Consider the following 22466-nt stretch of genomic DNA (forward strand, 5'->3'; position numbering starts at 1 on the left):
AGGGCATGGGAGTAGGCGGTGCCGAACCCGTCGGCGACCTTCTCGGCGGACAGGCCGTCGCTCGCGCGCCTTGGCCAGGTCCGTCGTCTGCGGGCACGGCGTCCACGGGGCCGTCAGGGCGTGCTCGCCGAGCACGCCGCAGCTCCGCCGGTGATCGTGGAGGGCACCTTCGCGCTCGCTCTGCCCGAGCTCATCGCCGTGGCCACGCTGACCGTGCATGTCGGCCTGGGGGTGCGGACTCCGCCGAGCTCGCACCCCGTCCCGGTCAGGTCGTGTTCGGTCGTGTGCGACGGCGCGGGACGCGCTCAGCCGAAGCGGTTGATTTTGGGGAACTTCGCGGTGGTGTCGACGTAGTACTTGCGGACCAGGGGGCCGAAGCCGTCCTCCTCGTCCCCGAGGATCATCGACTTGACGACGCCCAGGCTCTTCGCCGCGGTGAACTCCTCCGGCTTCGTCTCGGGCTCCCCCGCGACCAGTGCCTTCCACCCCGCCCGGGACTCCGCCGTGGCGCTGACGTCCGGGTCGAGGCCCAGGTAGTAGACGCGGTCGTCGGCGTCCTTCCCGACGGCCAGGAAGACGATTACGTGGAATCCGGTGGTGAACTTGCTCTTGGCCCCGCCCACGTGCTCGGCCGGACCGTTGACGTACACGGCGCGCTCGGCCTTCAGGGCCGTGTCGATGCCGGTCCACGCGGCCGAGGCACTGCGCACCGACCCGAGGTCGGCGGGCGTGAAGAGCCCGTCCTTCCCGGGGCTCAGCAGAGCGCCGACCTCCTTGGCGCGCCCCTGGCAGTTGCTGTCCATCATCTTCCCGAACGCGGAATCGACCGGCATCTGCAGCCAGCACGCGAGGCGCTTGAGACCGGTGCTGCCCTCCGTCGCGTCCACCGCCTTCGCGATCCGGTCCCTGATGTCCTTGAGCGTCGGCGTGGGCTTGTCGCCGGCCTGAACGTACGCCTGCTCGATCACGAAGCATCCCCCCGAGTCCGGGCTCCTATGACGCACGGAGCGTACCCACGAAGGAGCGGAGCGTGAAGACCCCGGGACGACCGACACCGCGCCGCAGGCGGCCGAAACCACAAGGTGCGGCCCATGAAACTCCGCCGCGGCACTCGCGGATGTCGCCGCCTGCACTCGCGAGCCGCTGGCGGCGATCGACGTCAACGTCGCGGGCACTCGGACCGTCCTGGACGCGGCGGCGGCCAGCGACCGCGTCCGGCGGATGGTGTTCGTGTCGTCCGCCGGCGTCTACGGCGACGGAAGTCCCGAGGAGACTCACCTCCAGGACCTGCTGACCATGCGGCAGCTCCTGGAGGCCGTCCACGGGGGGATTCCTCCCCGGTTCCACGAGGGCCACACCCTGCGGCCGGTCTCCGTCTGCGGCAACACCAAGGTCTGGGGCAAGGAGCAGACCAGGGTGGTGCTCGGCGAGGTCGGCGTCTCGTTGTACACCGAGGAGAAGATGACGTCCGGTGGTGGTGCTGCCTCCGGAGCGCTCTGGCCACCGGGCTTCGTCCACGCCGCAAGTCGAGGTGATCGTGCTCGTTTTGCGGCGACCGTCCTGCCACGGCTGGTTAGTCTCGGGGCATGCGGATCTCTGTTTCCTCGGACATGGACGAACCCGTGGCTCGCGCGCTCCTCGGGCAACTACGCGACCGCGGACACGAGGTGATGACGTACGGGGCGCTCAGCCCCGGCGATGATCCGCAGTGGGCATCCTGCTCGGAGGCGGCGGCCCGCGAGGTGGCCGCGGGGAACGCCGACCAGGCGGTCGTCTGCTGCTGGACGGGTACGGGCGCGTCGATCGCGGCGAACAAGGTTCCCGGTGTACGTGCAGCCCTGTGTACGGACGCCTACACAGCGGACGGTGCGCGCCGCTGGAATGACGCCAACGTGCTCGCACTCAGCCTGCGTCTGACCTCGGAACCACTCCTCAAGGAGATCCTCGACGCCTGGTTCGCCGCCGAGGCGAGCGCGGACGCCGAGGACCGAGAGAACGTGGCGCGCGTCAATCGGCTCGACGACACGAGAACCACACCCTGAAGGTAGGCGGCGGCGCCGGCGGGGTGCTTCCCGGCTCGGCGAACTCGGCGTGAAGAAGGCCCCACACGCCCGCAGGACGGCGGCGAGGACGGCCGCGGTGTCAGGACCGGGCGCGGGTGGTACGGCGTTCCAGGGGGGTTTGCCGGGACGTGGGCGCGGGCGGCGCAAACGGCGGCGTGGACGGCGGCGTGGTCAGGGCGTGGAGGGTCGCGTCCACGAGGCGGCCCGCCTCGGCCTGGCCGTGCCCGGGGCCGTCAGGCGGTTCAGGTGCCGGACGACGGTGTGTGCCGTCGCTCTCGCCGATCTTCTGCATGCGGGCGGCCGGAGGAGTCAGGACTCCAGGGCTAGTACGAGCGCTACGCTCCGTCCACCACCCCAGAAACCGCCGTCCCGGCCGGAGGCTGCCACCGATGACTTCCCGTCCCGAGACCGCCCGCACCCTCGACCTGGAACCCCACCCCGAAGGCGGCTGGTACCGCAGGATCTACACCTCTCCACTCACCGTCCCGCATCCGACCGGCCGCGGTCGGCGGCCGTCGGCCACCCTCATCCACTTCCTGCTGGCACCGGAGGAACGGTCCCAGTGGCACACGGTGGCCAGCGACGAGATCTGGCTCTGGCGCGACGGCGGCCCCCTCGCCCTGTACATCAGCCCGCCCGGCCCGACACCGACCACGGTCACCGAGTACCGCCTGGGATCCCACCGCTCCCCCGGCACCGAGCTGGAGGTGTGTGTGCCCGCCGGCCACTGGCAAAGTGCCTGCCCCGCCAGTGACGAAGAGGTCCTGGTGAGCTGCCTGGTGACACCCGGGTTCGACTTCGCCGACTTCACACTCCTCACACCGCCGTAGGGGGCGCAGGACTGCCCTTCGGCGAGGCGGACGCTGTGGGGGGCGTGGCGTTGTCTGTCCTGCGCGGTCAGGAGCATGATCTGGGCCTGGGGGCGGGTCGTGCCGAGCGCGGTAGCCACCACTTCAGCGGGCATGCCGGCGGCGCGCAGCGCGGCGCGGGGTGAGTCCGTGGCGGTGGCGGTCAGTTGCTCGGCGGTCCTGGCAGGAGGGCGGTACTGCGGCGGCGCGGACGACGGACAGGTGCGCGGTCCAGTCCGCGAGCGGTCCGGTGAGGTCGACGTCCGCCTGGGCCGGGCCGCGCCATCCGCATGCGCATACCGCCCGGAGGGCCTCGGCGCGCGGGCGGCGGGACCGGCCGTCGTACGCCGACCAGTGCGTGGTCGACGGCATGTCCGGACCACTGCCGACGTCGAAGTACACCGGACCCGGCTCAGTGCCGGCGACCTGCACACCCTCCTTTCCCACATCCCCGCCGCCACCGCCAGCCGGATCCCGCCAACAACCGACGCCGTTGGATGCCGCCTCGGCCGTCGATCGCAGGGAGGAGGAATGGAGGCCATGGGGGACATCGACGACGCCTTGGAGCGCGCGGACCGGGAGTTCTTCATGCGGGAGACGGCCAAGGGGCTGAAGGCGCGCATCAACTTCCTGATGGGCAAGCTGGAGACGGCCAAGGCGGTATCGCACCGGGGAAGGCAAGACGCCGCCCGGGGCGATCACCGACCGGATCGTCGCTGCCGTGCGGGCGCGCCGGCGGCCCGAGGTCCGTGACCGGCGCCGCAAGGAAGCCGCCACCCGCACCGGGATCACGGTCGAGACCCGCGCCCGGTCCGGGCACACCGAACCCATCGGCACCATCGGCGACGGCCGGATGCGCCGGCTCTCCGTTCGCCCCGCCTACGCGCAACGCCTCTTCGGCGTCCAGCAGCAGGGCGCCGGCGATGCGGAACTGCGGGCGATCGTCGCCCAAGGACTCCAAGGGACCTGTTCAAGGACGGCGGCACCCGTGCCGACCGGCTCGGAGTCGAATTCACCGACATCGACTGCATCGACGTGCCGTTCCCAGGCAGTCACGTCCACCCGGAGCACTTGGTGTCACAGGCTGGGCGGCGCGCCCTGGATGCCCGGCGGTGTTCTGGCGGTGGGTGCGGCAGGGAGTGGGCCGATGGGGTGCATTCGCGGCGGTCGTGTCAGTTCGTTGATGGACGCGGGCCCGGCGGTCGAAAGGGCTGGCTCGCTACCATGGCCCGATGGCCGGGACGAGCAAGCCGAGCGACACGCCAGCGCTTCGCGTTCTGGCGCGCGCCGCCGGTGCGAACCTCGGCGAGTTCGAGCACCGGGTGCGCCGCCGCCCCGGCCTCGGCGGGGCGGCGGCGTGTCTGGTGATCCTCGTCGTCGTCATGAACTTCCTGGTCAACGGGCCGGAGAACGTCTGGGGCCGGGGCGTTGTGGTGGTCGGCCTGCTGATCGTCATCACATGGGGTTATGTCTGGTTTCAGCGCATGCGTGGTGGGCTCTACCTGTTCTCGGAGGGTTTCGTCGACGCCGCCGGTAGACGCGTGGTCAGCGTGGCGTGGTCGGAAATCCGGTCGATAGAGGGCGAGAAGACGCAGTTCGCCATTGGCTCGCTTCCGGCGGGCAGTGCTTTCGCCTACGAGGTGGCGTTCACGGCGCGGGTGACCGGCCGCGAAGCTGTGTGGAGGTTCAACACCACGTACAGCGACGTAGGTGGGCTCGCCGGACTGATCTCCCGGCGTTCCGGTGTCCCGGTGACCGGCCTCACCGACCCGTACCAGCTGTGAAGTGGTGTCGGGCAGCCCCTATGTGGCGATGACAGATCGGCCGGCTTTGAGCCCTTGAACGATCCGGCTCATACGCCTCGCCAGCTGCGACGTGTCCGGTGGCGGTAAGCCTGCCTGGCCCCTCGCCGATGACAGGTACCGCAAGTCCAGTGACAACTGCCTTGCTGTACCTGACACAAAGACGCGGATCAGCGCCCCTCACCGGTGACATCTGTCGGGTTTGCCGCATTTCCAGGGGACGAGCGGCGGCGGTCACCGTGCTGGTGACAGCCGCCGCCGTTTCCCCACGCCATCCCTTCCGCCGTGCTCGGGGGGCGTCGGGAGGCTCTTCGCGGCCGACGGCGAAAGGCGGGCCGCGTACGGCTGCAGGCTCACCGGCGCCTCCGGCCACGGAGCTCGGCCGTGTCCATGAACCCGGCCCGGTCGCGGCGGGAGGCCATGAACGCGTTGACCGCGGGGCGGGGGCGAGGCGGGTCTGCCGGGCGTGGACGACCTCGTACAAGGTGTTCAAGGAGAGCGTCCGCCGGGTCTCCTCCAGCGCCGCCGCCCACTCCTTCTCGAACGCCGGTGCCCACCGCTGCGCCCGCCGATCGGCCGGAGCCGGGCGAGGAGTTCGGCCGCACCCTGGGCGCGGGCGCGTACGAGGTGGTGGGGTGGTGCTGCGCCGGCTGTTCCACGTTGCGGTCTGGCCGTCTTCAGCGCTGCAGCTCGGCTGTGCGGCGGCCGGCTTCCACGGGACAGGTCGGTGCAGCGGATCCCCGCCGCCGGTGAGCGAAGTCGGTCGAAGGAGCAGCGGGCCGCGCTCCCGCCCGGGAGCGATCGCCCCGGGAGCGATCGCCCCGGCGCCATGTGGCCACCGCTGGTGCGCAGCAGGCGATGCGACCTTGATGAGTCGCCGCCAGGCAGGGGGCTTGAGGGCGCCGGCTGTCTGCGCGCTGCGACGGTGGGTCAGATGATGGCGAGCCGGTCCACCAGCAGCTCCACCCTCTGCTCGGTGTCCCCCGGCGGCAGCCGTCCCGCCCGGGTCAGGGTCGCCAGTCCGTGCAGGGCCGCCCAGAACACCTCGGTGAACAGCCCCGGGTGAATGCCGTCCCCGGCGACCTCGCCCAGGCTCTCCAGTAGCGCGGCGAAGGCGTCCTTCAGCGGCTCGGGGGTGTCCTCGTGCGCGAACGCCAAGCCGCCGTCGAGTTGGAACATGGCGTCGTAGACCGCCGGGTTGCGTGTGGCGAAGTCGAGGTAGGCGCGGGCGAGGGCGGCGACCCGGGCGCGGGGGCCGGGTACGGCGGAGGCCGCAGCGCGCACCGCGGCGGCCATCTCGGCGGCCCCTTCGAGGGCGACGGCGCCGATGATCTCGCGTTTGCCGCGGAAGTGGCTGTAGAGGACCGGCTGGCTGTATTCGATGCGCTCGGCGAGCCGGCGGGTGGTGACCGCGTCCCAGCCGTGCTGCTCGGCGAGTTCGCGGGCCGTCGCCACGATGAGGCGCTCACGGTCCGCCCGTTCGCGTTCCTTGCGTTCCTGTACCGACATGATTCGACCCTAGCATCGCTAGACAATCGAGCGGCAGCAGTACTAGCGTTGCCTCATCATCTAGCGGCGCTAGATCCCAGGAGGGGTCATCATGCTCCACGCACTCCAGGTCTTCACCACCGTGGTCGTCGGCGTGATGGTGGGGGTGGAGTTCGCCGTCGCCTTCGTCATCAACCCGATCCTCAACGCCCTCCCCGAGGACAGTGGCCAACTCGGCCGCGCCCACGGGGGCCGGATGCTCGGCGCCGTGATGCCGGTCTGGTACATCGGCTCGCTCGTCCTCGTCGCGGTCTGGGCCATCGTCGGACGGCACCACCACGGCACCGGCCTCGTCGTCACCGCCGGCGCGCTGCTGATCCTCAGCGTGATCATGTCGATCCTGCTGCTCGTTCCGATCAACAACCGGAGCAAGACGTGGACCCCCGAGAACCGGCCCGCCGACTGGAAGCAGCAGACGAACCGCTGGGACCGCTACCACTACGTCCGTGTCGCCGTGATCATCGCCGCCTTCGCCCTGCTGGCCGCCGCCCTCGGCTGACCACCCCGCGGGCCGACACCGCGGGCCCACACCGCGGGACACTGCGGACACCGCGCCGGTGGCGCACACTCCCCACTCCCCGGGGGCCGCGGCGGGCCGGCGAAATCCGGCATCGGGAAGGCAACGGCCGCTGAAGGCCCGCACCCGGGTCGGGCGACGGGAACGCGCAGGCCGACGGCGACAGCCGCACGCCGGCATCCCGCACGGACGGCGGCCGGCTCGGCCCGCACCTCCGTCCCCGACACCTCACCGGCGGCCGCCGAAGGCCCTGGCGGCTGCCGTGTGCAGTTCGGCAGCTTCAGCGACCGCGCCGACCAGCCGGGCCACCTCGGCCGGCCCGGACACCGACCGGTGGGCATGGACGCCGCCGAGCATCCCGGGCACCCACCCTCCGAGGGCACCCCGGATGCACTCGCACCACCCGTCGACACCCGCATACGGGCCCTCGGGCGCGACACCGGCGCTCATCTCCTCCCCATGGCCACCGCCGCCACCGACAACACCCACGACAGGAGCGCGGCGGACCGGGCCGGAACAGCCCGCACACGCTGACCTCGAAGTCGCCCACGTGCGCAGGGCGCCGGAGATGCGGGCGAACGCCGGTCGCTGCTCCACGGCGAACTCGTGGAGGACGGTGGGCCACCGGCCGAAGCGGCAGACGGAGTTCCGGGACCCCGGCGGGCGGTAGCCGGTACCACCCGCCGGGGCGCTCGCCGCGTCGCGTCGCGCCGGACGGTTGCGTCCCCGGGTCGCCTCCGCCCTCGCCGCCGCGCGGACCGGGCCCGCGGGGACGGCCGAGCGGCAGCGGCGGCCGGGGATCCGTGAGCGGCGCAGGGGCCCGTCCGGCCGCCTGCGGGCATCAGTCCCGTCCGACGATCCCGGCTTCCCAGGCGAGGACCGCGGCCTGGATCCGATACTCCAGTCCAAGTCGTTGGACCAGGCGCGAGACGTGTGTCTTCACACGGGTGATGGACAGACGGCACTCATCGGCGATCCGCTGGTTGGTGTGCCCGCCACCGATGAGGGCCAGCATCTGCCGCTCCTCGTCCGTGAGGTCGCCGATCCTCCCCAGCAGATCATGGGAGCCCGTGGAAGGACGGCCTCGAGTCAGCGTCTGCATGATCCTCGGGTCCAGGACGATGCCGCCGGCAGCCACGATCCGCACTGCGTGAGCCAGCTCGTCAGGGCCGCAGTCCTGCACGACGAAGCCCGAGGCTCCGGCGCGGAGCACCTCAAGGACCCTCCCGTCCGGGCTGGAGGTGGTCACCGCGAGAACCTTCGGGGGGAAGCCGAGCCCCAACAGCTGACCGGTGGCCTCGACCGCCCCCTGGCCGGGAAGGGACACGTCCATGATCACGACATCGGGCCGGTACTCCTTGGCGGCTTTGACGGCCTCCACCGCATCAGCTGCTTCACCCACCACCACCATCGCATCGACGGCTTCCAGTACCGGCCGCAGGCCGGACCGGTCATGACTTTCGACGATCAAGACGCGACTCACACGCTTTCCTTTCATCCCGGCGTTGCGACGCCGCTGCGAGTTGGCGCCGTGACCAGTACCCCCCGCGGCACCCGGCGTACCGGCCTGGACCGACTACAACGCCCCCGGCCCAACCGACTCGCTCAGCCCGGCGACCGGGTGTGGCAGCGGAACAGCACAGCCGGCCCCTGCGCCCCGGTGCAGCCGCAGGCGTGAGCGTGTCGCCCGCCCGGCACAACCTCCCCCGTGCCCGGCGCGCAGCGCGGGTTCCGACCGGCTGAAGCGGTCACGGCCGGGTCCCGCCACCGGAACCGGATGGCGCCACGGACTCCCCGCACGCCCCGTCCCCCGTCCTCTCCAGTGCGGCTGTGGATCACAGGACGGAGCTCCTGGACGCGGTGCGCACCGCTCTTCGCGAAGCGGGGTTCGATCCGCGCAGGCCCCCACCACCGGCGTGAGAGCACCGCAGCACCGATCGCTGTGTCCTTTGCCCGGTGCCGTCACAGCCCTCGAGCACGTACCCCGTCAGGCGGGCGAGAGCGGGCGGGTGTCGGTCGGCGCAACCGGCCGGGAGCTGCGTACCCGGACCGGGGCGTCCAGGAACGCCGCACGGTGAACAGCCCCAGCGCGATGAGGTGGCTCGACCGCATCGGGTCAGGAAGCGCTGAGCCGGGCTCGCCCGTCCGCCGTTGATCCGGTGCTGGTAGGGAGCTGATCGGGTTCGACCATCAGGGGCGTGACGTCGTGTCCGCCCGTGGCGGATCTGCCGGGGGCAGAGGAACGGCGTTCGGGGGGTTCCCCGGGTCAAGAGTGGAGTCGACGGCATCCCCCCTCGACAAGGAGAAGAGATGACTCCCCTCACCATGTTCGCGCCCCGCGCGGAGGAGGGCGACAAACAGCCCGGCCGCTTCGACGACCACCTCGCGGCACGGCTGCTCGACCAGCGGATCGTTCTCCTCGGCACCCAGGTCGACGAGGTGTCGGCCAACCGGGTGTGCGCGCAGCTGCTGCTGCTGTCGGCGCAGGACCCGCGTTCCGACATCGGCCTGTACGTCAACAGCCCCGGCGGGTCGGTCACCGCGGGTCTCGCCATCTACGACACGATGCGGCTCATCCCGAACGACGTCTCGACGCTGGCGATGGGCTTCGCCGCCAGCATGGGCCAGTTCCTGCTCACCGTGGGGGCGCCCGGAAAGCGGTTCGCGCTGCCGAACGCGCGGATCATGATGCATCAGCCCTCGGCGGGCATCGGCGGCACCGCCGCGGACATCGAGATCCAGGCGGAGAACCTCCAGTTCACCAAGAAGGCCGTCGAGCGGATCACCGCCCAGCACACCGGGCAGAGCGTGGAGACGATCGCGCGGGACGGCGACCGGGACCGCTGGTTCACGGCCGAACAGGCCAGGGAGTACGGGATGGTGGACCGGGTGGTGGAGTCGCTCGCCGACATCCGCCCGGCCACGCCGCGCCGACGGACGGGGCTGTGACATGGGGTCGTACACGGTTCCCTACGTGATCGAGCGGACCGCGCAGGGCGAGCGGTCCTACGACGTGTTCAGCCGGCTGCTGAACGAGCGGATCATCTTCCTCGGCACCGAGATCGACGACGGGGTCGCCAACGTGGTCATCGCGCAGCTCCTGCACCTGGAGTCGGCGAGCCCGGAGCAGGAGATCTCGATCTATCTCAACTCGCCGGGTGGATCGTTCACTTCGCTGATGGCGATCTACGACACGATGACGTTCGTGCAGGCGCCGATCTCCACCTTCTGCGTCGGTCAGGCGGCGTCGACGGCGGCGGTGCTGCTGGCGGGCGGAGATCCCGGGCGACGGTTCGTGCTCCGGCACGCGCGGGTGCTGCTCGGCCAGCCAGCCAGCGGCGGCCGGCAGGGGACGGTCTCCGATCTCAGCCTCGCGGCCAAGGAGATGGTCCGTATCCGCTCGCAGGTGGAGGAGGTCCTGTCCCGGCACACGCACCACGACGTGGCGACGCTGCGCGCGGACATGGACCGGGAGAAGGTGTTCACCGCCGAGGAGGCCGTGGCCTACGGGCTCGCCGACGAGGTGCTGAGCCGACGGTTCGCGTTCGTCTGAGCCCGCTCGGCCGTGGCCGGCGGGGCGGCGGGGCGGCCGGTACGGCGGGGGCGCGCCCCCGTCGTACCGGCCGGCGGCCCGGTCCGGAGCAGTCCGGTCCGGTCAGGCGGCGAGGCAGAGGCCGTCGTACTGCGCCGTGGGTGACGTGCGGCCCCGGACCATCCGGCTCCGGGCGTGGAGGGCCAGCTCGTCACCGGCGCGCAGGAGCAGGTCGGCGAGGCCGAGTCCGAGGGCCTGGGCGGCGGCCGCGAGCACCTCGGAGGATGCCTCCTTGCGTCCGCGCTCCACCTCCGACAGGTACGGCATCGAGATCCGGGCCGCCTCCGAGACGTCCTTCAGCGTGCGTTCCTGGGCGAGCCGCTCGCGCCGCAGCACGTCGCCGACGAGGTGACGCCACAGGGGCTCCCTCGGCGGTGGACCCCCCACGGGTCGTCGCGGGGCGCCGGCCGGCCCGCCGGAACCGGGCGCCGGGGCTTGCGGGCGCAGGGGGATGACGCGGGACTCGTTCGGCGCATGAGTGCTCACCCCCCTCACCCTAGGGATCCGGGGCGCGGGGGGAAGGGAGTGGCCTTCTGCCCTGGGTGAAGCCCGCCGGTGCCTGGGGGTGGGGGGTGGGGCGGGTCCGGCGCCAGAGCGTGTCCGCAACGCCCGGAAGGAACCGGACAGCCGACCGGGCATACGGCTCAACTCCGCCGGCACTCCCCCGCAGACCGTCAGTGGGCGTAGTACCGACTGAGGTCCTTGACTGACGCAGCGAACACGCCGTGAAGTTCCGCGGTCCCTGTCCCGGTCCCGGCGGCCGTCGGTCTGCGCGTCCGGGTGGCCGCGGCGGTACGGGAGGCTCGGTGGAGATGTTGTGCACCGGGGCTTGTCACTCGGCGCTGAGTCGGCCGCTGATCCATTCGAGGGCCGGCGGGATCTCGCGGTTCCAGGTGTTGAAGCTGTGTCCTCCGCGGTCGAGCGTGATCGACGAGACGCGGGCCGGGGCCTTGACCGCCTTGATGAACTGCTGGGTCGGTTTGTAGTTCTCCTCGCCCTGCAGCGAGGTCGTCACGAGGAACGAGGATGCGGCCTGTGGCCGGTTGGCGAGATGCCACAGCAGGTCGGATCGTTTCTCCTCGTCCTTGTCGCCGTGGAAGAGGTCGCCGGAGTCCTGGTCGATCTCCGGCTTGTAGTCCGCCGAAAGGCCCACGCCGGCCGCGTAGGTCTCCGGGTGCTGCACCGTCATCTTCAGGGCGCAGTAGCCGCCGGTCGAATCGCCGATGATGCCCCAGCTCCGCGCCGGGGTGCCGGCGCGGTACGTGCTCGATATGGCCCGGGGGACGTCCGTACCGAAGAAGGTCTCGCTCTGCGGGCCGCCGCCGCGGACGTCGATGCACTGGGTGTTCTCGGCCGAGACGGTGGGCCGCATCATCACCAGGATCATCGGCTGCGCCTTCTTCTCCTTGGCCAGGGTCCAGGCCGTCTTCGGGTAGCGCAGCCCCTTCAGCAGGTTCTCCGCCGTGCCCGGGTAGCCCGTCAGGACCACGGCCGCGGGGAACCTCCGCTGCTCGTTGCCCTTGTGGAAGTACTCCGGCGGCAGGTAGACGTAGGCCTGGGCAGCGCTCCCGGAACGCTCCCCGTGCAGGGTGACCTTCTCGATCACGCCGCTCACCAGGGGGTTGCCGCCGCCGGGCACGTTGGGAGCCTGCCGTCCCAGCACCTCCACGGCCACCCCGCCGCGCACGGCCTCCTGGCGTGCACGTCCGGCCAGGTCGGCCCAGGACCCGTAGATCAGCAGGCTGCGGTTGGCCGCGAGGGCGACCGAGGCGAACAGGAACGCCTGCACGAGGACGATCAGCCCCATGCGCCCGAGCACCCGTGTCCGGCTCCTCCGTGCCAGCCTCGGCCAGAGCCACACGGTGACCGTGAAAGCCAGTGCCGTGCACAGCACGGCGCACACGAGGAGCTCACTACTTGTCAGACCCATGGAACAGCGGAACCCTCTGCGACGTCTCGGTCTGGACGCACCGGTCCAGAGCACCGCCAACCGGTGCGCATCAGGCTAGAGAGGTACCGGGGCGAAAGCGTTCCACCGACTCCGGCCCCGGGCGGGCGCGGCTGGGCTCTGCTCCGGCGGGCGGGGCGCTGTGGGGCGGTGGCGTTATCCGTCCTGCGCGGTCAGGAGCATGATCTGGGCTTTGGAGCGGGTGGTGCCGAGGGCGGTGGCCAGTGTTTGGGCGGAGGTGTCGTCGTCGCGCAGGGCGCCGGCGGCCTCGCGGCCCACCAGGGTGGCGATCCGCTCCAGCATGCCGGCGGCGCGCAGCGCGGCGAGGGGTGAGTCCGCGGCGGTGGCGGTCAGTTGCTCGGCGGTCCGGGCCAGGAGGGCGGTCAGCGGTTCGGGCAGCGGTACCGCGTTGTCGCGGACGACGGACAGGTGCGCAGTCCAGTCGGCGAGCGGTCCGGTGAGGTCGACGTCCGCGTCGTAGAGGGGTTGGTCGCCGATCGTGTTCCAGTGCAGGGGGTACTGGGCCGGGCCGCGCCATCCGCAGGCGCACACCGCCCGGAGGGCCTCGGCGCGCGGGCGGCGGGCCCGGCCGTCGTAGGCCGACCAGTGGGTGGTCGACGGCACGTCCGGACCGCTGCCGACGTCGAAGTACACCGGGCCCGGCTCGCTGCCGCCGACCAGTACGCCTACCGCGCCCGCGTGCGCGTCCCCGAAATCCACCGTCCACCAGTCCCAGTCCACCGGCATCACCGCCCCTCTCGCAGGTCCCCGCCGACGGGCCGGAGGGGATCCGTCTGCGACCCTGCCCCGGCGGCGCAGGCCCCCACACCTGAACGGCCGCAACAACGGCAGCAGTTGGAGTTGCGCCTGTGCTCGGCATCTCGCGGGCCCGGCGGACGTGGCCGGGCCCCGACCCGGTGGAGGCGGTCGGGGCCCGGGGGCAGTGGCGAGCCGGGGGCGCGGCTCAGTGGCGGAAGGTGTCCTTGATGTCTTCCTTGGCCTGGCGGGCGTTGCCCTTGGCCTGGTCCGCGTGGCCTTCGGCGGTCATGCGCTCGTTTCCGACGGCGCGGCCGAGGGTCTTCTTCGCCTTGCCCTTGGCCTGCTCGGCGTGGGCCTTGCTCTTCTCCGTGCCCGACATGGGGACCTCCTCGTGATGTACCGGATTGGTCGTGAACGCTCTCCTGCTCGCGATCGCTGCCCGTAAACCCGCGGCGTGCGGGCCGGTTGCCCGTCAGCGTCTGCGGCCCCATCCGCGGGCGGGGCGCGCGCCGCCGATGCCGGCGACGTGCAGGGCGAGTACCGCGAGACCGATCAGCATGAAGTTGGTGGAGCTCAGGACGTCGTTGGTGGCGATGTCGGCCGCGTTGATGAGGAAGGCGATGAAGAACAGGACTGCGGCGGCTATGCCCAGCATGGTCGGGCTCCTTTCGGTCGGTGCCGACCATGTGCCCCGTGCGGGCCGGACCATGTGCTGCCGGTTGCGTTGCGGCGTGGGTGTCACGGCGGAGTGGAGGCCGTGGGCCGGCAGCGTGGCGGGGAGAGCACCGGTTTCGGAATCTCCGATTCCGGGGACGGTGTCCCAGCATCTGCGTGATTGTTCCCGCGCCATGACGGCGCCTGACGCGACAGCCGAGGAAGAACCATGGGTGGGAAGAGCAGACGCCGGACGACCGCGCCGGCCGCACTGGTCGCAGTGGCCGCCCTGGTGCTGGCGGCTGCGCCCTCGGCCGGCGCCGGGCCCCGGACCGGAACCGGGACCGGGACCGCGCCGTCGCCGGCGGCCGCGGGCGCGGGCGCGGGCGCGGGCGCGCGGCAGGGTGCCTCGGACGCCTCACCGACGCCGCCCGTGCCCCGGCTCCCCCGCGACTTCCGCGGCAAGGGCAAGTGGATCGTCCGGGACCTGGACATCACGGTGCCGTTCACCTGGGAGGGGAGGGACGGCGACAGCCAGATGACCGCCGGGGGGCCGCAGTACCCGATCTGGTTCACCAACCTGATCTACCGCGACACGCTCTACACGCTGACGTACAAATGGCCCGGTCTGGACGAGCATCCCTGCTCACGCATCCCGGGCTTCAACCTGGAGGCGCTGAACGAGGGGTTCGAGAACGCCCGGTTCGTCGGGCCCGAGACCCTGCGGAGCACCCCGCAGCGGCGCGTGAACCACTGGAGGGTGGGGGTGGTACTCCCCCAGCTGCCTCCCGGGAACCACCCGCGTCTGCCGCTCGCGCTCGGCGACATCTACGTCGACGAGGACAACCGGGGCACCTTCTGGCAGGTGCTGCAGTTCGGTGTCCAGAACCTCTACGACCCCGAGCTGGACGAGTGGCTCGTCATGGACACCTTCGAGCACCGGCCCGGGACCGTGGCGCTTCCCCGGCGGTGCGAGCCGCCCCGGCCGCCCGACGGCGCGTGGTGAAGCCGCCCGGTGCGACCGGGCGCTGTCGGGCCGTCACCGGATCGGGCCGCGGTATCGCGTTCGCCCGGCGCCCGGCCGACACCGTACGGTCTGCGCATGACCAGGACCACGCCCCGTAGACCGGTGTCCGTGGCGGCCGTGTTCCCGGAGCCGGCCCCCTACCGGGGTCGCACGACCCGTCTGCACCCCCGGCCGGGACGGCCCGGCAGGCACGACAGCCATGTCGGCGGGCCGATGCTGTGGCCGTACGGCGAGCCGTGGCCGATCTGCCGCGAGCCCCACCGCCGCGGGAGCGAAGGGTATGCGCCGGACGGGCCGGTGCCGTTCGTGGGGCTCGCCCAGCCGTGACCGGGACCTGCACGTCTTCACCTGCCCGGCAGATCCCCGGCACACGCCCCGATGGGTGCTCTCCTGAGCCGTGTCGGCAGCCGGGCCCGGTGGGATGCGGCGCGTGGCGCACGCCGTTCAGGGTGCGGGCAGGCGGCGGGCGGTGAGTCTGCCGTCGGGGGTGAGGGTGAAGACGGTGGGCTGCATCGTGCTGGTCGTGCGGGCCGTCTTCCCGTAGGCGTGCAGGGTGAGGTCCTCGGCCTTCCCGAAGTGGATGTCGGCCTGGGCCGCGTCGCCCCAGGTGTTGACCCGTACGTGCGCCGACCAGCCCTCGATGCCCCCGTCGGTCCAGGGGCCCCAGCTGCGTTCGGGCAGGAGCCCGGGCGCGCGGCCCTCCCGGACCGCGACCACGGCCCCGGCCGACAGCAGCACCACGAGGACGGCGAGGAGGGCGAAGGTGCGGGTGCGACGGGACGGGGGCGGCACGGTGGTTCTCCTGTCGGACGGCCGGTCGCGACCGCCGGGGGCGGTCTTCGTCCGGGAAGAGGCGGACGGCCGCGGAGGCGTTCCCTCCGTCCGGCACGTGCCATGCGTCCGGCGTGTCGTTGCGGGCGGTCATCGGGACCCTGTCCCGGCGGTCGCCGGCGAGGCGCGTGTAACAAGCCGGTGCGGCGCGCCGGGGGGTGGGGACGGCCGAAGGCCCCCCGCCGTGTCGCACGGCGGGGGGCCTTCGGGGACGGGGGGGGAGGTGGGTGTCAGTCCTCTCGGCGGACGGGGGAGAGCATCGGACGGGCGCGGTGGACGCGCCTGTTGGTCGCGTGCTGGAGGGCCTTGGTGGCGATCTTCTGCCGCATCTCGGTGGCCTCCAGGACCCGACGGGCCTGCAGCCACTGGTCGTACTCGGGGTCATCGGGGCCCATGCCGAGGCCGGCGAGGATCCCCTTCAGCGCGTTCACGCTCGGCACGATCTTGGCGTTCAGGACGTCGGAGATCGTGGTCTTGGCAACGGGCTGGTCCTGCTTGCTGGCGTGGTGGGACATTGCCGCATAGGTCGGGCTGCCCCTCCAGATGCGCAGTTCGCGCAGACCGACCGCGCAGGTGTGCTTGTCGAGGACGGACGTCGGCATCATGCGCTGGTACGGGGCGCGCTGGGCGGGATCGGCGGGAACGCCGGCCTGGCTGCGCTGCCGCTCGGTGGCGCACATGTCCCACTGCGGGCGCCAGTCGTCGGGGTCCTCGCCGAAGGCGGTCAGGTACTCCAGCATCGTCTTCCAGGACGGGCACTCCGTGGCCTTGGTGGCCCTGGAGAGCGTCGACGCAGAGATGCCGGTGAGCTTCGCCAGGTCGGCGAGGGTGGTGTTCCGGGGCCGGAGCTCGGAGAGCTGCCGGGCGAGGCGAGCGTGCTTGCCGGTGTCGGCGCTGATGTCGCGACGGGGTCGTCCCATGGTCGTCCTCCCCTTGAACCGGGAGCGTCCGAAGGGGAGGAGCACCGAGGTGCTCCTCCCCTGATGGACACTTCTCAGTTCGCCCGGCCGGGCTGCTCGTCGGCCGGGGCCGTGGTGGACGGGGGAACGCGGCGCTCGGGCTCGACCGCGGACGGCTCGACCGCGGAGGACTCGGCCGCGCAGGACTTCGCCTTCCGCTTCTTGCGGCGGTCGGCGAGGAGCAGGGCCGTGACCGTGGCGGCGCCGACCTTCCCGGCGGCCGCCGTGACGGCGGCCGCCGTGTGCTCCTCGTAGCCCAGCTCGATCATGCCGAGCGTGGCGGTACCGGCGAGGGCGACCGCGCCGAGGGTGACGCCGATCTTGACGGCGATGCCCTTGCCCGCCGCGCGCAGGCGGCGGAAGCCGAAGCCCCCGCGGCTCGGGGTGCCGATGACGCACCCCGCGCCGGACGCGGAAACCGGAAGGTTTCCGATCCAGTTGATCTTCATCATGAGCTTTCCTCTCAGGCGCTCTCACTTCTGACGACCCGGACGTTTACCGCCCGCTTTCCTTGCGTGTGCCGAGATGCCCTCTCTGCACAAACACGAGAATCGCACGAGCACATACAGGTCTACAAGTTCCTGATCCAGTGGGTGCGCAATAAAGGCAAAGTCGATCTAGAAAGGCCCGATGCTCCGCACAGCAATGGCCAACGCTTCCCTTTTTTCTTGACGTTCGTTCAAAAGGAATTTCTGAGAGTAATCAACTAATTGCGGAGAGCTATTTATGCAGCTCAGAGGCACCATGTGGGCACGATCGAGAGAGGAAGGGGCTCCGGATATTTACCGGCGATAAAGTAGCGTTCGATGTGATCGAAAGGTGCGGGATAAGGCTTAGGTAAGCAAGGCGACCCTTCCTTGCGATAATCGCTGCCGCATTCCTGCCGGACCCGCCACCGCCTTCCGGATCCACCCGGCGAGGGGGCGAAAATCCCCGACAAATCGGAGACGCTCCGAAGACGCCGACACGCGCTTTTTTCCATGCAAAAAGAAACCTGGAACAATGTGAAAAATGCAGGTGGAAGGCTTCCTCCCGCAGTCTTTTTTCGCGTTGTTCGGCTCTGGGCGGATGAGGCGGCTGCGCTTGCTGTGGGAGGACCCGGTCCGCGAAGGTTGTGGCCTCGGACTGATGGGGGCACCCGGACGTCCGGTCTCTCAGGCGCCTTGCTTTGACCCGGACAGGCGCCGCCCAACCTGGCCAAATGCCCTGGCCACGGTCGCGGTGCGCAGCCTCTTGCGTGCCGCCCCGACGTGAAGGAACAGCCGCTCGACAGCAGTGATCCGGCCGGCACGAACGCCGGAGACCGAAGACGGCACGACGGAAAGGGACAGCGATGACACAACTGGAGCCATCAGCGCTTCTGTTGGCGCTCGTGGTATGCGCCGCCTGCGCCGTGCAGCCGCGCCCGCTGACCGTGTCCGTGCTCTCCAGGTCCCGGACGGCACGACGGCCGGCACCGGCATCCAGCTGGGCAGGACCAGGACGGCAACGCCGGAAATGGGCCGCACAGCTGCACCCCGGCAGCGGGCCCCGGCAGCGCCCTCCCCGGCCATAGCCGGTCCGCGCATCCTGCTGAAGTCCCTCCCGAGCGCCCGCACAGGGCCGCGCACCGGTATCCGCCGCCTGCACGGCCCCTGTCCCGCGTCGTCCTGCGAGGAGAAGCGGTACGCACGCAGCACAGCCCTGCCCGCGGCCTCCCACGGCCGACAGGGCGGGCTCCCGCGCGCCCGCACGTTCCCGCGCCCCGCGAACGGCCCGGCCCGCACGGCAGTCCGCGGGCGGCCTCCGCGCGCCGCACCGCCGCAGACCGGCCGGCCCGCCACCGCGCTTCCCGCGCCGGCCACGGCCAGGACATGCCGCCGCCCCGGCTCCTGAAGGCCGCCGGGCGGATCCCCCGCCGCCCCTTGCCCGCACTGCGCCGAAGGCCCGGTAGGAGCATGCCGGCGGGCTACCGGCCCGCACCGGCGTGGGTACGCCGCCACTGAGTGCTGCCGCTGGGCCCCTGCCCGCCTCCCGCGAGCGGCTCCCGGGAAACGGTCCACGAGGAGGGGTACGGGCGGCCCGCTCACGGCCTATGCGCCTGCGGAGTCGGTGGCCCCTCCCCCGGACACGACCGGCGTACCGCAGGGCCGCCGTACCGCAGGGCCGCAGGGCCGCCCGGGAAACACCGTCGAACCGCCTGCCGGGGCCCTGGATTCCGCTTCCGTTCTTTCATGCCGTTCGGCCAGATCCGGCGAACTCCGCCGTCCCCCCGGAGTGGCTTCCGTCACCCGCCGATCATCGTCCTCGGGTCGACCTGGAGAATGTCACGGTATGAACTCCCCTTCACCGCAGGGCCCTTGGCACAGACTGCTGCGCACCGTGCGGCAGTATCCGCGCCGTGCGCCGCTGACCGCCGCCTATGTCTGCCTGCTCCTGGTCAGCCATGCCTGGGTCCTCTACGGGTTGTCCGCCGATCGTTCGGCCGCCGTGCTGGGCCACGTCAGCACCAACCTGGACAACCTGCAGGACCATCCGCTGTCCTCGCTGGTCGGCAGCGTGCTGTTCTTCGACGGCACGCTCACCGATGTCGCCTCGACCGAGTTCGTGGGCACCTTCATCACCCTGGGTCTCGGCGTCTGCTGCTTCCTGGCCCGGGCGGAGCGCCGGTGGGGTAAGCGGCGTGCCGTGGCCGTGTTCCTCGGCGGGCATGTCGCTGCCACCCTGATCACCGCTGCCGTCATCGCCGTCGCGCTGCAGCACGACTGGTATCCGGCGGCCGTGCGGCAGGCCCTGGACTACGGGGTCAGTTACGGCGCCCAGACCGTGCTGGCGGTCGGCACGCTCGCCCTGCCGCGCCGGGGCCGCCTGCCGTGGGCCGTCTTCGTCCTCGGATGGCCTCTCGGCGGTGCCGAGTGGACGACCGGGCCGCTGCCGGACTTCACCACGGTCGGCCATCTCACGGCGGCGGTCCTCGGCTTCGGGCTGTTGGCCGTCCCCGGTTTCCGGCGGCAGCGGGTCCGCGCCACCGGGCCGTCCGCCGTTGCGGAACCGGCTTCCCCGGCAGCCGGAGGACAGGCTCCCCCGTCGCTCTGAGCGCCGGCGGCTCCTCGTGGGCGGCCGCGTGCCGGAACACCCGGGTGCAGCGCACGCCGGGACGGGCAGCGATCCGGTTTCCGTCCACCCGCGGACCCGGGGGCGGCTCAGGCCAGGCTGGTCAGCAGGGCGTGGCCGAACACGGCCGTCACCCAGGTCCACAGGACGGAGAGGGCGACGTGTCCGGCGGTACGGAAGCGGTCTCCGCGCCACAGGGCGGGTGAGAAGTAGAGGAACTGGAATGCCCAGCGGGCGCCCCAGAACAGGGTCTGGCCCGCCAGGAGCGCCGTACCGAGTGAGGTACGGGCCAGGAGTGCGGGGGCGTGGCACAGCGGCAGCAGGCCGAGCAGGACGCAGGTCAGGCCGATGAAGAAGAGGTGGGCGTAGGAGACCTGGCGGGTCAGCAGGCTGGTGGCGGCGAGGTCGGCGGGCCAGTCGACCAGGCGGGGCAGGACGATGTGGAAGACGCCCATGGCGACCAGGGCGAGCCCGACGAGCCGGAGTTGGCCCTCCAGGGTGAAGAGGTGGTTCATGCGGAGCTCCGTCGGAAGGTGAAGGCCGTGACGAGGGTGGCGATCTTCGTTTCGGCGACGGCGTGCAGGCCGGCGCCGCGGGCGAGGCGGAGCCATTCGCGGCGGGGCATGAAGTGCCAGGCCCCGGGGCCGAAGGCGGCGGTGTTCGGGCCGTCGCGCAGGTGTTCCACGAGGACGAGGGTGCCGCCGGGGCGCAGGGTGCGGGTGATTTCTGCGAACAGTGCCTCCCGGTCGGGTGCCAGGCGCAGTTCGTGGGCGGCGAAGACCGCGAACACGGTGTGCTGGGAGGCGGTGGCGACGGGGAGTCGGGAGGGGTGGCCGGGCAGGGTTCCGGGGCGTGGGGGTACGCGGCGGCGGGCGCGGCGGATGGATCCTTCGGTGGTGAGGGCCGGGTCGTAGAGGTCGACGATCTGCTGGCGGGTGCGGGGGTGCCGCTCGCTCAGGGTCCGGCTGGTCTCGTCGAGTCCGGTCGCTATGACGAGGTGGTCGCCGGGGCCGTCGGGGAGCAGGTCGCCGAGCCAGTCGAGGGAGTGGAGCGCGGAGCGGTCGTAGACCCACCAGCTTGCGGCGGTGCTGCCGGCGAGCAGGGCGGCGGCCGTGAGCGCGCCGGTGCGGGCGAGGGCGGCCGGGATGCGGGGAAGGTGCGGTGCGAGGGCGAGGCCGGCGGCTGTCGCGCCGAGCCCGGCCGCGTACAGGGGCCAGTTGTAGCCGATGACCTCGCGGACGCCGGAGGGGCGCGGGGGCGGTGGGGCGGTGGGTGTGCTCACAGGGCTCTCCCGTCCAGGGCTCTGCGGTGGCCGCGCTCCCAGCCGTAGCGGAGGTCGCTGACGTGGAAGGCGTTGGCGAGGACGGGCTCGCATCCTGCGAACGCTCCGGATGCGAAGAACGTGAGGGTGGGGACGTCGACGGTGACGGGGACCGGGTCCCAGTGCGTGCGGGTGGCCTTGACCACGATCACCGACCGGGTCTGCGGCTCGTACTCGAAGGTGTACGGGAGGGGGCCGGCGTAGCGGCGGGCGTCCTTGGCGTTGGCGAAGGGGCTCCCCGGGGGAAGCGGGGCGGGGGTGTCGGCGAGGTCGGCGCGGACGTGGAGGTCGGCGCGGCCGTCGGCGCTGACCACCTTGAACTCGAGGGTCCGGTCCACGGTCCGGGTGGCGATTCGGGCGAGGTGGTAGTTGTAGCGGGAGAAGAGGTTGCCGCCGTGGACCATCATGCGGTGGTCGGTGTCGCTGCGCAGGATGCGCAGGCCGCGCATGGTGCGTCCGCCGGGGGTGGGGAAGCGGGTGAAGATCCGGTAGCCGGTGAGGATGAAGTCCCGGCCGAGGCGCTCGGGGAGGAACGACGGGCGCAGGGCCCGGGTGTCGACGACCGCGGCGGCGACGAAGCCGTGCTCGACGCCCTGGGTGTCGCGGTAGGTGTCGAGGGTGAGGCCGGGAGGGATCAGGGGGGTGAGCAGTTGGGGAGGCAGTGCGTAGGTGAGTACGAGGGAATGCGCGAACGAGGTCTGCATCGGCAGGGGATGGCGTTGCAGGAGGTGCCTCATGAGTCGGTCCTTCGGGCGGTCGCGCCGGGTGCGGGCCTGGGTGCGGTCGACCGACCGGTGGGGCTGTCGGGTCGTGGGCGCGCGGGACCGCCGCCGGGGGCGGTGTGGGGTGCGGCGAGGTGGTGGGGTGGTGCGGTGGGGCGCGTGGGCCCCGGTCGGGCCGGGCCCGGTCGGGCCGGGCGCCGGTGTGCGGCCGTGCGGGGCGTCGGCGTGTGGGGGCCGGGCCGGGTGTGGGGGCGGGCCGGTGCCCGGGACGCCGGTGTGCGGGGCCGGGCCGGTGTGCGGTGCGGTGGTCAGGCGGGCTGGTTGCCCTCGGTCTTGCGCCACTTGGTGTGGCGCAGCACGACCTGCTCGGGGCAGACGGCGCTGAGGAAGCGTCCGATGTGCATGGCCAGTCGTTCCTCGGCCAGCGTGTACAGGATGCGGTTGCCGTCCCGGCGTTCGGTGACGAGTCCGGCTCCCTTGAGCACTCCCAGGTGGCGGGAGATGGAGGGGGCGCTGATGGCGAAGCGGCTCGCGATCTCTCCGGCCGCGAGCTCGCCGTCGCGCAGGTCTTCGAGGATCTGACGTCGCGTCGGGTCGGCGAGTGCGCGGAATGCGCCCGTTTCGTCCTCGTGTTCTGTGCTCATGCCGGGGAATTTAGCATATTGGCTAACTACGAAAACAGGCTGTGCCGGTTCTTCGTTCCGTACGGGTGGGTCGACCGTTGCGTAACAGTCGTGACGGGGCGTCGGTTCCGCCGTGTTTCTTGATCATCGCCTGTGCTC

The 22466-nt window shown here is 71.7% G+C and carries 25 protein-coding genes and 4 pseudogenes; 13 read left to right on the top strand and 16 right to left on the bottom strand.

Going from position 1 to position 22466, the window contains the following annotated elements:
• Positions 1-305: 305 nt before the first annotated feature.
• Positions 306-968: a hypothetical protein gene (locus B6R96_RS00170; RefSeq protein ID WP_081521115.1), complete on the bottom strand. Its 663-nt coding sequence runs from the start codon at positions 966-968 to the stop codon at positions 306-308.
• A 145-nt stretch (positions 969-1113) separates the two neighbouring features.
• Between B6R96_RS00170 and B6R96_RS00175 the strand changes: the two are divergent.
• The 3 genes and pseudogenes from B6R96_RS00175 to B6R96_RS00185 all read left to right on the top strand — a co-directional run.
• Positions 1114-1671 (top strand): annotated as a pseudogene (locus B6R96_RS00175) (NAD-dependent epimerase/dehydratase family protein); the annotation flags it as partial.
• On the top strand, positions 1587-2042 hold the full coding sequence (locus tag B6R96_RS00180) for an RpiB/LacA/LacB family sugar-phosphate isomerase (RefSeq protein ID WP_081521117.1): 456 nt from the start codon (positions 1587-1589) through the stop codon (positions 2040-2042). The pseudogene B6R96_RS00175 and the gene B6R96_RS00180, both read left to right, overlap by 85 nt.
• A 410-nt stretch (positions 2043-2452) precedes the next feature.
• On the top strand, positions 2453-2893 hold the full coding sequence (locus tag B6R96_RS00185) for a cupin domain-containing protein (RefSeq protein WP_081521118.1): 441 nt from the start codon (positions 2453-2455) through the stop codon (positions 2891-2893).
• A 123-nt stretch (positions 2894-3016) separates the two neighbouring features.
• On the opposite strand, the gene B6R96_RS00190 is transcribed toward B6R96_RS00185, so the two are convergent.
• Entirely contained in the window at positions 3017-3343 is a 327-nt protein-coding gene (locus tag B6R96_RS00190) for a hypothetical protein (protein ID WP_081521119.1), read from the bottom strand.
• Between the two features lie 108 nt (positions 3344-3451).
• Between B6R96_RS00190 and B6R96_RS38720 the strand changes: the two genes are divergently transcribed.
• From B6R96_RS38720 to B6R96_RS00200, 3 genes and pseudogenes are all read left to right on the top strand, one after another.
• Positions 3452-3664: a hypothetical protein gene (locus B6R96_RS38720; protein ID WP_335755470.1), complete on the top strand. Its 213-nt coding sequence runs from the start codon at positions 3452-3454 to the stop codon at positions 3662-3664.
• Positions 3609-3815, top strand: a pseudogene (locus B6R96_RS38910) (telomere-protecting terminal protein Tpg); the annotation flags it as partial. The gene B6R96_RS38720 and the pseudogene B6R96_RS38910, both read left to right, overlap by 56 nt.
• 328 nt (positions 3816-4143) lie before the next feature.
• Complete coding sequence (locus B6R96_RS00200; protein WP_030390123.1) at positions 4144-4695, top strand: hypothetical protein; 552 nt, start codon at positions 4144-4146, stop codon at positions 4693-4695.
• Between the two features lie 948 nt (positions 4696-5643).
• Here B6R96_RS00200 and B6R96_RS00210 read toward each other — a convergent pair.
• Complete coding sequence (locus B6R96_RS00210; protein WP_053177368.1) at positions 5644-6222, bottom strand: TetR/AcrR family transcriptional regulator; 579 nt, start codon at positions 6220-6222, stop codon at positions 5644-5646.
• A 91-nt stretch (positions 6223-6313) separates the two neighbouring features.
• Here B6R96_RS00210 and B6R96_RS00215 point away from each other — a divergent pair, with 91 nt between their 5' ends.
• Positions 6314-6760: a DUF1772 domain-containing protein gene (locus tag B6R96_RS00215; RefSeq protein WP_081521120.1), complete on the top strand. Its 447-nt coding sequence runs from the start codon at positions 6314-6316 to the stop codon at positions 6758-6760.
• 282 nt (positions 6761-7042) lie between these two features.
• A complete protein-coding gene (locus B6R96_RS00220; protein WP_081521121.1) occupies positions 7043-7312 on the top strand; it encodes a hypothetical protein in 270 nt (89 codons plus the stop codon).
• A 307-nt stretch (positions 7313-7619) separates the two neighbouring features.
• Here B6R96_RS00220 and B6R96_RS00225 read toward each other — a convergent pair whose 3' ends face one another.
• Entirely contained in the window at positions 7620-8261 is a 642-nt protein-coding gene (locus tag B6R96_RS00225; RefSeq protein ID WP_159396239.1) for a response regulator, read from the bottom strand.
• An 827-nt stretch (positions 8262-9088) separates the two neighbouring features.
• Between B6R96_RS00225 and B6R96_RS00230 the strand changes: the two genes are divergently transcribed.
• The gene (locus B6R96_RS00230; RefSeq protein ID WP_081521123.1) at positions 9089-9727 is read left to right on the top strand and encodes a ClpP family protease; all 639 of its coding nucleotides are present in this window, start codon (positions 9089-9091) and stop codon (positions 9725-9727) included.
• Position 9728: 1 nt separating this feature from the next.
• Positions 9729-10331, top strand: a complete 603-nt coding sequence (locus B6R96_RS00235) for a ClpP family protease (RefSeq protein WP_030390118.1) — start codon at positions 9729-9731, stop codon at positions 10329-10331.
• Positions 10332-10433: 102 nt separating this feature from the next.
• Here B6R96_RS00235 and B6R96_RS00240 read toward each other — a convergent pair whose 3' ends face one another.
• The 5 genes from B6R96_RS00240 to B6R96_RS00260 form a co-directional block, all read right to left on the bottom strand.
• The gene (locus B6R96_RS00240; protein ID WP_081521124.1) at positions 10434-10856 is read right to left on the bottom strand and encodes a helix-turn-helix domain-containing protein; all 423 of its coding nucleotides are present in this window, start codon (positions 10854-10856) and stop codon (positions 10434-10436) included.
• A 346-nt stretch (positions 10857-11202) separates the two neighbouring features.
• Positions 11203-12300 (bottom strand): alpha/beta hydrolase, encoded by a 1098-nt coding sequence (locus B6R96_RS00245; RefSeq protein ID WP_081521125.1) that lies wholly within the window; start codon positions 12298-12300, stop codon positions 11203-11205.
• A 174-nt stretch (positions 12301-12474) separates the two neighbouring features.
• Positions 12475-13065, bottom strand: a complete 591-nt coding sequence (locus tag B6R96_RS00250) for a hypothetical protein (RefSeq protein ID WP_081521126.1) — start codon at positions 13063-13065, stop codon at positions 12475-12477.
• 217 nt (positions 13066-13282) lie between these two features.
• Positions 13283-13456, bottom strand: a complete 174-nt coding sequence (locus B6R96_RS00255) for a CsbD family protein (RefSeq protein ID WP_078626721.1) — start codon at positions 13454-13456, stop codon at positions 13283-13285.
• Positions 13457-13549: 93 nt separating this feature from the next.
• The gene (locus B6R96_RS00260; RefSeq protein ID WP_030390112.1) at positions 13550-13732 is read right to left on the bottom strand and encodes a hypothetical protein; all 183 of its coding nucleotides are present in this window, start codon (positions 13730-13732) and stop codon (positions 13550-13552) included.
• A 228-nt stretch (positions 13733-13960) separates the two neighbouring features.
• Here B6R96_RS00260 and B6R96_RS00265 point away from each other — a divergent pair, with 228 nt between their 5' ends.
• Positions 13961-14737, top strand: coding sequence for a hypothetical protein (locus tag B6R96_RS00265; protein WP_081521127.1), 777 nt, complete (start codon positions 13961-13963; stop codon positions 14735-14737).
• Positions 14738-14833: 96 nt separating this feature from the next.
• A pseudogene (locus tag B6R96_RS37845) lies at positions 14834-15079 on the top strand (hypothetical protein); the annotation flags it as partial.
• Positions 15080-15202: 123 nt separating this feature from the next.
• On the opposite strand, the gene B6R96_RS00275 reads toward B6R96_RS37845, so the two are convergent.
• The 3 genes from B6R96_RS00275 to B6R96_RS00285 all read right to left on the bottom strand — a co-directional run bounded on the left by B6R96_RS00275 (position 15203) and on the right by B6R96_RS00285 (position 17000).
• Entirely contained in the window at positions 15203-15550 is a 348-nt protein-coding gene (locus B6R96_RS00275; protein ID WP_053177356.1) for a hypothetical protein, read from the bottom strand.
• 269 nt (positions 15551-15819) lie between these two features.
• Complete coding sequence (locus tag B6R96_RS00280; protein ID WP_159062018.1) at positions 15820-16509, bottom strand: helix-turn-helix domain-containing protein; 690 nt, start codon at positions 16507-16509, stop codon at positions 15820-15822.
• Positions 16510-16583: 74 nt separating this feature from the next.
• Positions 16584-17000: a hypothetical protein gene (locus B6R96_RS00285; RefSeq protein WP_081521128.1), complete on the bottom strand. Its 417-nt coding sequence runs from the start codon at positions 16998-17000 to the stop codon at positions 16584-16586.
• A gap of 1861 nt (positions 17001-18861) precedes the next feature.
• Between B6R96_RS00285 and B6R96_RS00290 the strand changes: the two genes are divergently transcribed.
• On the top strand, positions 18862-19623 hold the full coding sequence (locus B6R96_RS00290; RefSeq protein ID WP_203351573.1) for a rhomboid-like protein: 762 nt from the start codon (positions 18862-18864) through the stop codon (positions 19621-19623).
• A gap of 107 nt (positions 19624-19730) precedes the next feature.
• On the opposite strand, the gene B6R96_RS00295 is transcribed toward B6R96_RS00290, so the two are convergent.
• The 4 genes and pseudogenes from B6R96_RS00295 to B6R96_RS00310 all read right to left on the bottom strand — a co-directional run bounded on the left by B6R96_RS00295 (position 19731) and on the right by B6R96_RS00310 (position 22328).
• Positions 19731-20156, bottom strand: coding sequence for a hypothetical protein (locus B6R96_RS00295; protein WP_053177354.1), 426 nt, complete (start codon positions 20154-20156; stop codon positions 19731-19733).
• Positions 20153-20923 (bottom strand): class I SAM-dependent methyltransferase, encoded by a 771-nt coding sequence (locus tag B6R96_RS00300; protein WP_159396240.1) that lies wholly within the window; start codon positions 20921-20923, stop codon positions 20153-20155. Before B6R96_RS00300 ends, B6R96_RS00295 begins: the two co-directional genes overlap by 4 nt.
• Before the next feature lie 107 nt (positions 20924-21030).
• Positions 21031-21699, bottom strand: a pseudogene (locus B6R96_RS00305) (DUF2071 domain-containing protein); the annotation flags it as partial.
• A gap of 293 nt (positions 21700-21992) precedes the next feature.
• Complete coding sequence (locus B6R96_RS00310) at positions 21993-22328, bottom strand: metalloregulator ArsR/SmtB family transcription factor (RefSeq protein ID WP_081521131.1); 336 nt, start codon at positions 22326-22328, stop codon at positions 21993-21995.
• Positions 22329-22466: the final 138 nt, after the last annotated feature.

Source organism: Streptomyces sp. Sge12, from assembly GCF_002080455.1.
Lineage (GTDB): Bacteria > Actinomycetota > Actinomycetes > Streptomycetales > Streptomycetaceae > Streptomyces.

Bases quoted from the DNA above. Each gene is read 5' to 3' on its own strand.
- B6R96_RS00180 (WP_081521117.1), top strand. From the start codon at position 1,587: ATGCGGATCTCTGTTTCCTCGGACATGGACGAACCCGTGGCTCGCGCG.
- B6R96_RS00185 (WP_081521118.1), top strand. From the start codon at position 2,453: ATGACTTCCCGTCCCGAGACCGCCCGCACCCTCGACCTGGAACCCCAC.
- B6R96_RS38720 (WP_335755470.1), top strand. From the start codon at position 3,452: ATGGGGGACATCGACGACGCCTTGGAGCGCGCGGACCGGGAGTTCTTC.
- B6R96_RS00200 (WP_030390123.1), top strand. From the start codon at position 4,144: ATGGCCGGGACGAGCAAGCCGAGCGACACGCCAGCGCTTCGCGTTCTG.
- B6R96_RS00210 (WP_053177368.1), bottom strand. From the start codon at position 6,222: ATGTCGGTACAGGAACGCAAGGAACGCGAACGGGCGGACCGTGAGCGC.
- B6R96_RS00215 (WP_081521120.1), top strand. From the start codon at position 6,314: ATGCTCCACGCACTCCAGGTCTTCACCACCGTGGTCGTCGGCGTGATG.
- B6R96_RS00230 (WP_081521123.1), top strand. From the start codon at position 9,089: ATGACTCCCCTCACCATGTTCGCGCCCCGCGCGGAGGAGGGCGACAAA.
- B6R96_RS00235 (WP_030390118.1), top strand. From the start codon at position 9,729: ATGGGGTCGTACACGGTTCCCTACGTGATCGAGCGGACCGCGCAGGGC.
- B6R96_RS00245 (WP_081521125.1), bottom strand. From the start codon at position 12,300: ATGGGTCTGACAAGTAGTGAGCTCCTCGTGTGCGCCGTGCTGTGCACG.
- B6R96_RS00250 (WP_081521126.1), bottom strand. From the start codon at position 13,065: ATGCCGGTGGACTGGGACTGGTGGACGGTGGATTTCGGGGACGCGCAC.
- B6R96_RS00255 (WP_078626721.1), bottom strand. From the start codon at position 13,456: ATGTCGGGCACGGAGAAGAGCAAGGCCCACGCCGAGCAGGCCAAGGGC.
- B6R96_RS00260 (WP_030390112.1), bottom strand. From the start codon at position 13,732: ATGCTGGGCATAGCCGCCGCAGTCCTGTTCTTCATCGCCTTCCTCATC.
- B6R96_RS00265 (WP_081521127.1), top strand. From the start codon at position 13,961: ATGGGTGGGAAGAGCAGACGCCGGACGACCGCGCCGGCCGCACTGGTC.
- B6R96_RS00280 (WP_159062018.1), bottom strand. From the start codon at position 16,509: ATGGGACGACCCCGTCGCGACATCAGCGCCGACACCGGCAAGCACGCT.
- B6R96_RS00285 (WP_081521128.1), bottom strand. From the start codon at position 17,000: ATGATGAAGATCAACTGGATCGGAAACCTTCCGGTTTCCGCGTCCGGC.
- B6R96_RS00290 (WP_203351573.1), top strand. From the start codon at position 18,862: ATGAACTCCCCTTCACCGCAGGGCCCTTGGCACAGACTGCTGCGCACC.
- B6R96_RS00295 (WP_053177354.1), bottom strand. From the start codon at position 20,156: ATGAACCACCTCTTCACCCTGGAGGGCCAACTCCGGCTCGTCGGGCTC.
- B6R96_RS00310 (WP_081521131.1), bottom strand. From the start codon at position 22,328: ATGAGCACAGAACACGAGGACGAAACGGGCGCATTCCGCGCACTCGCC.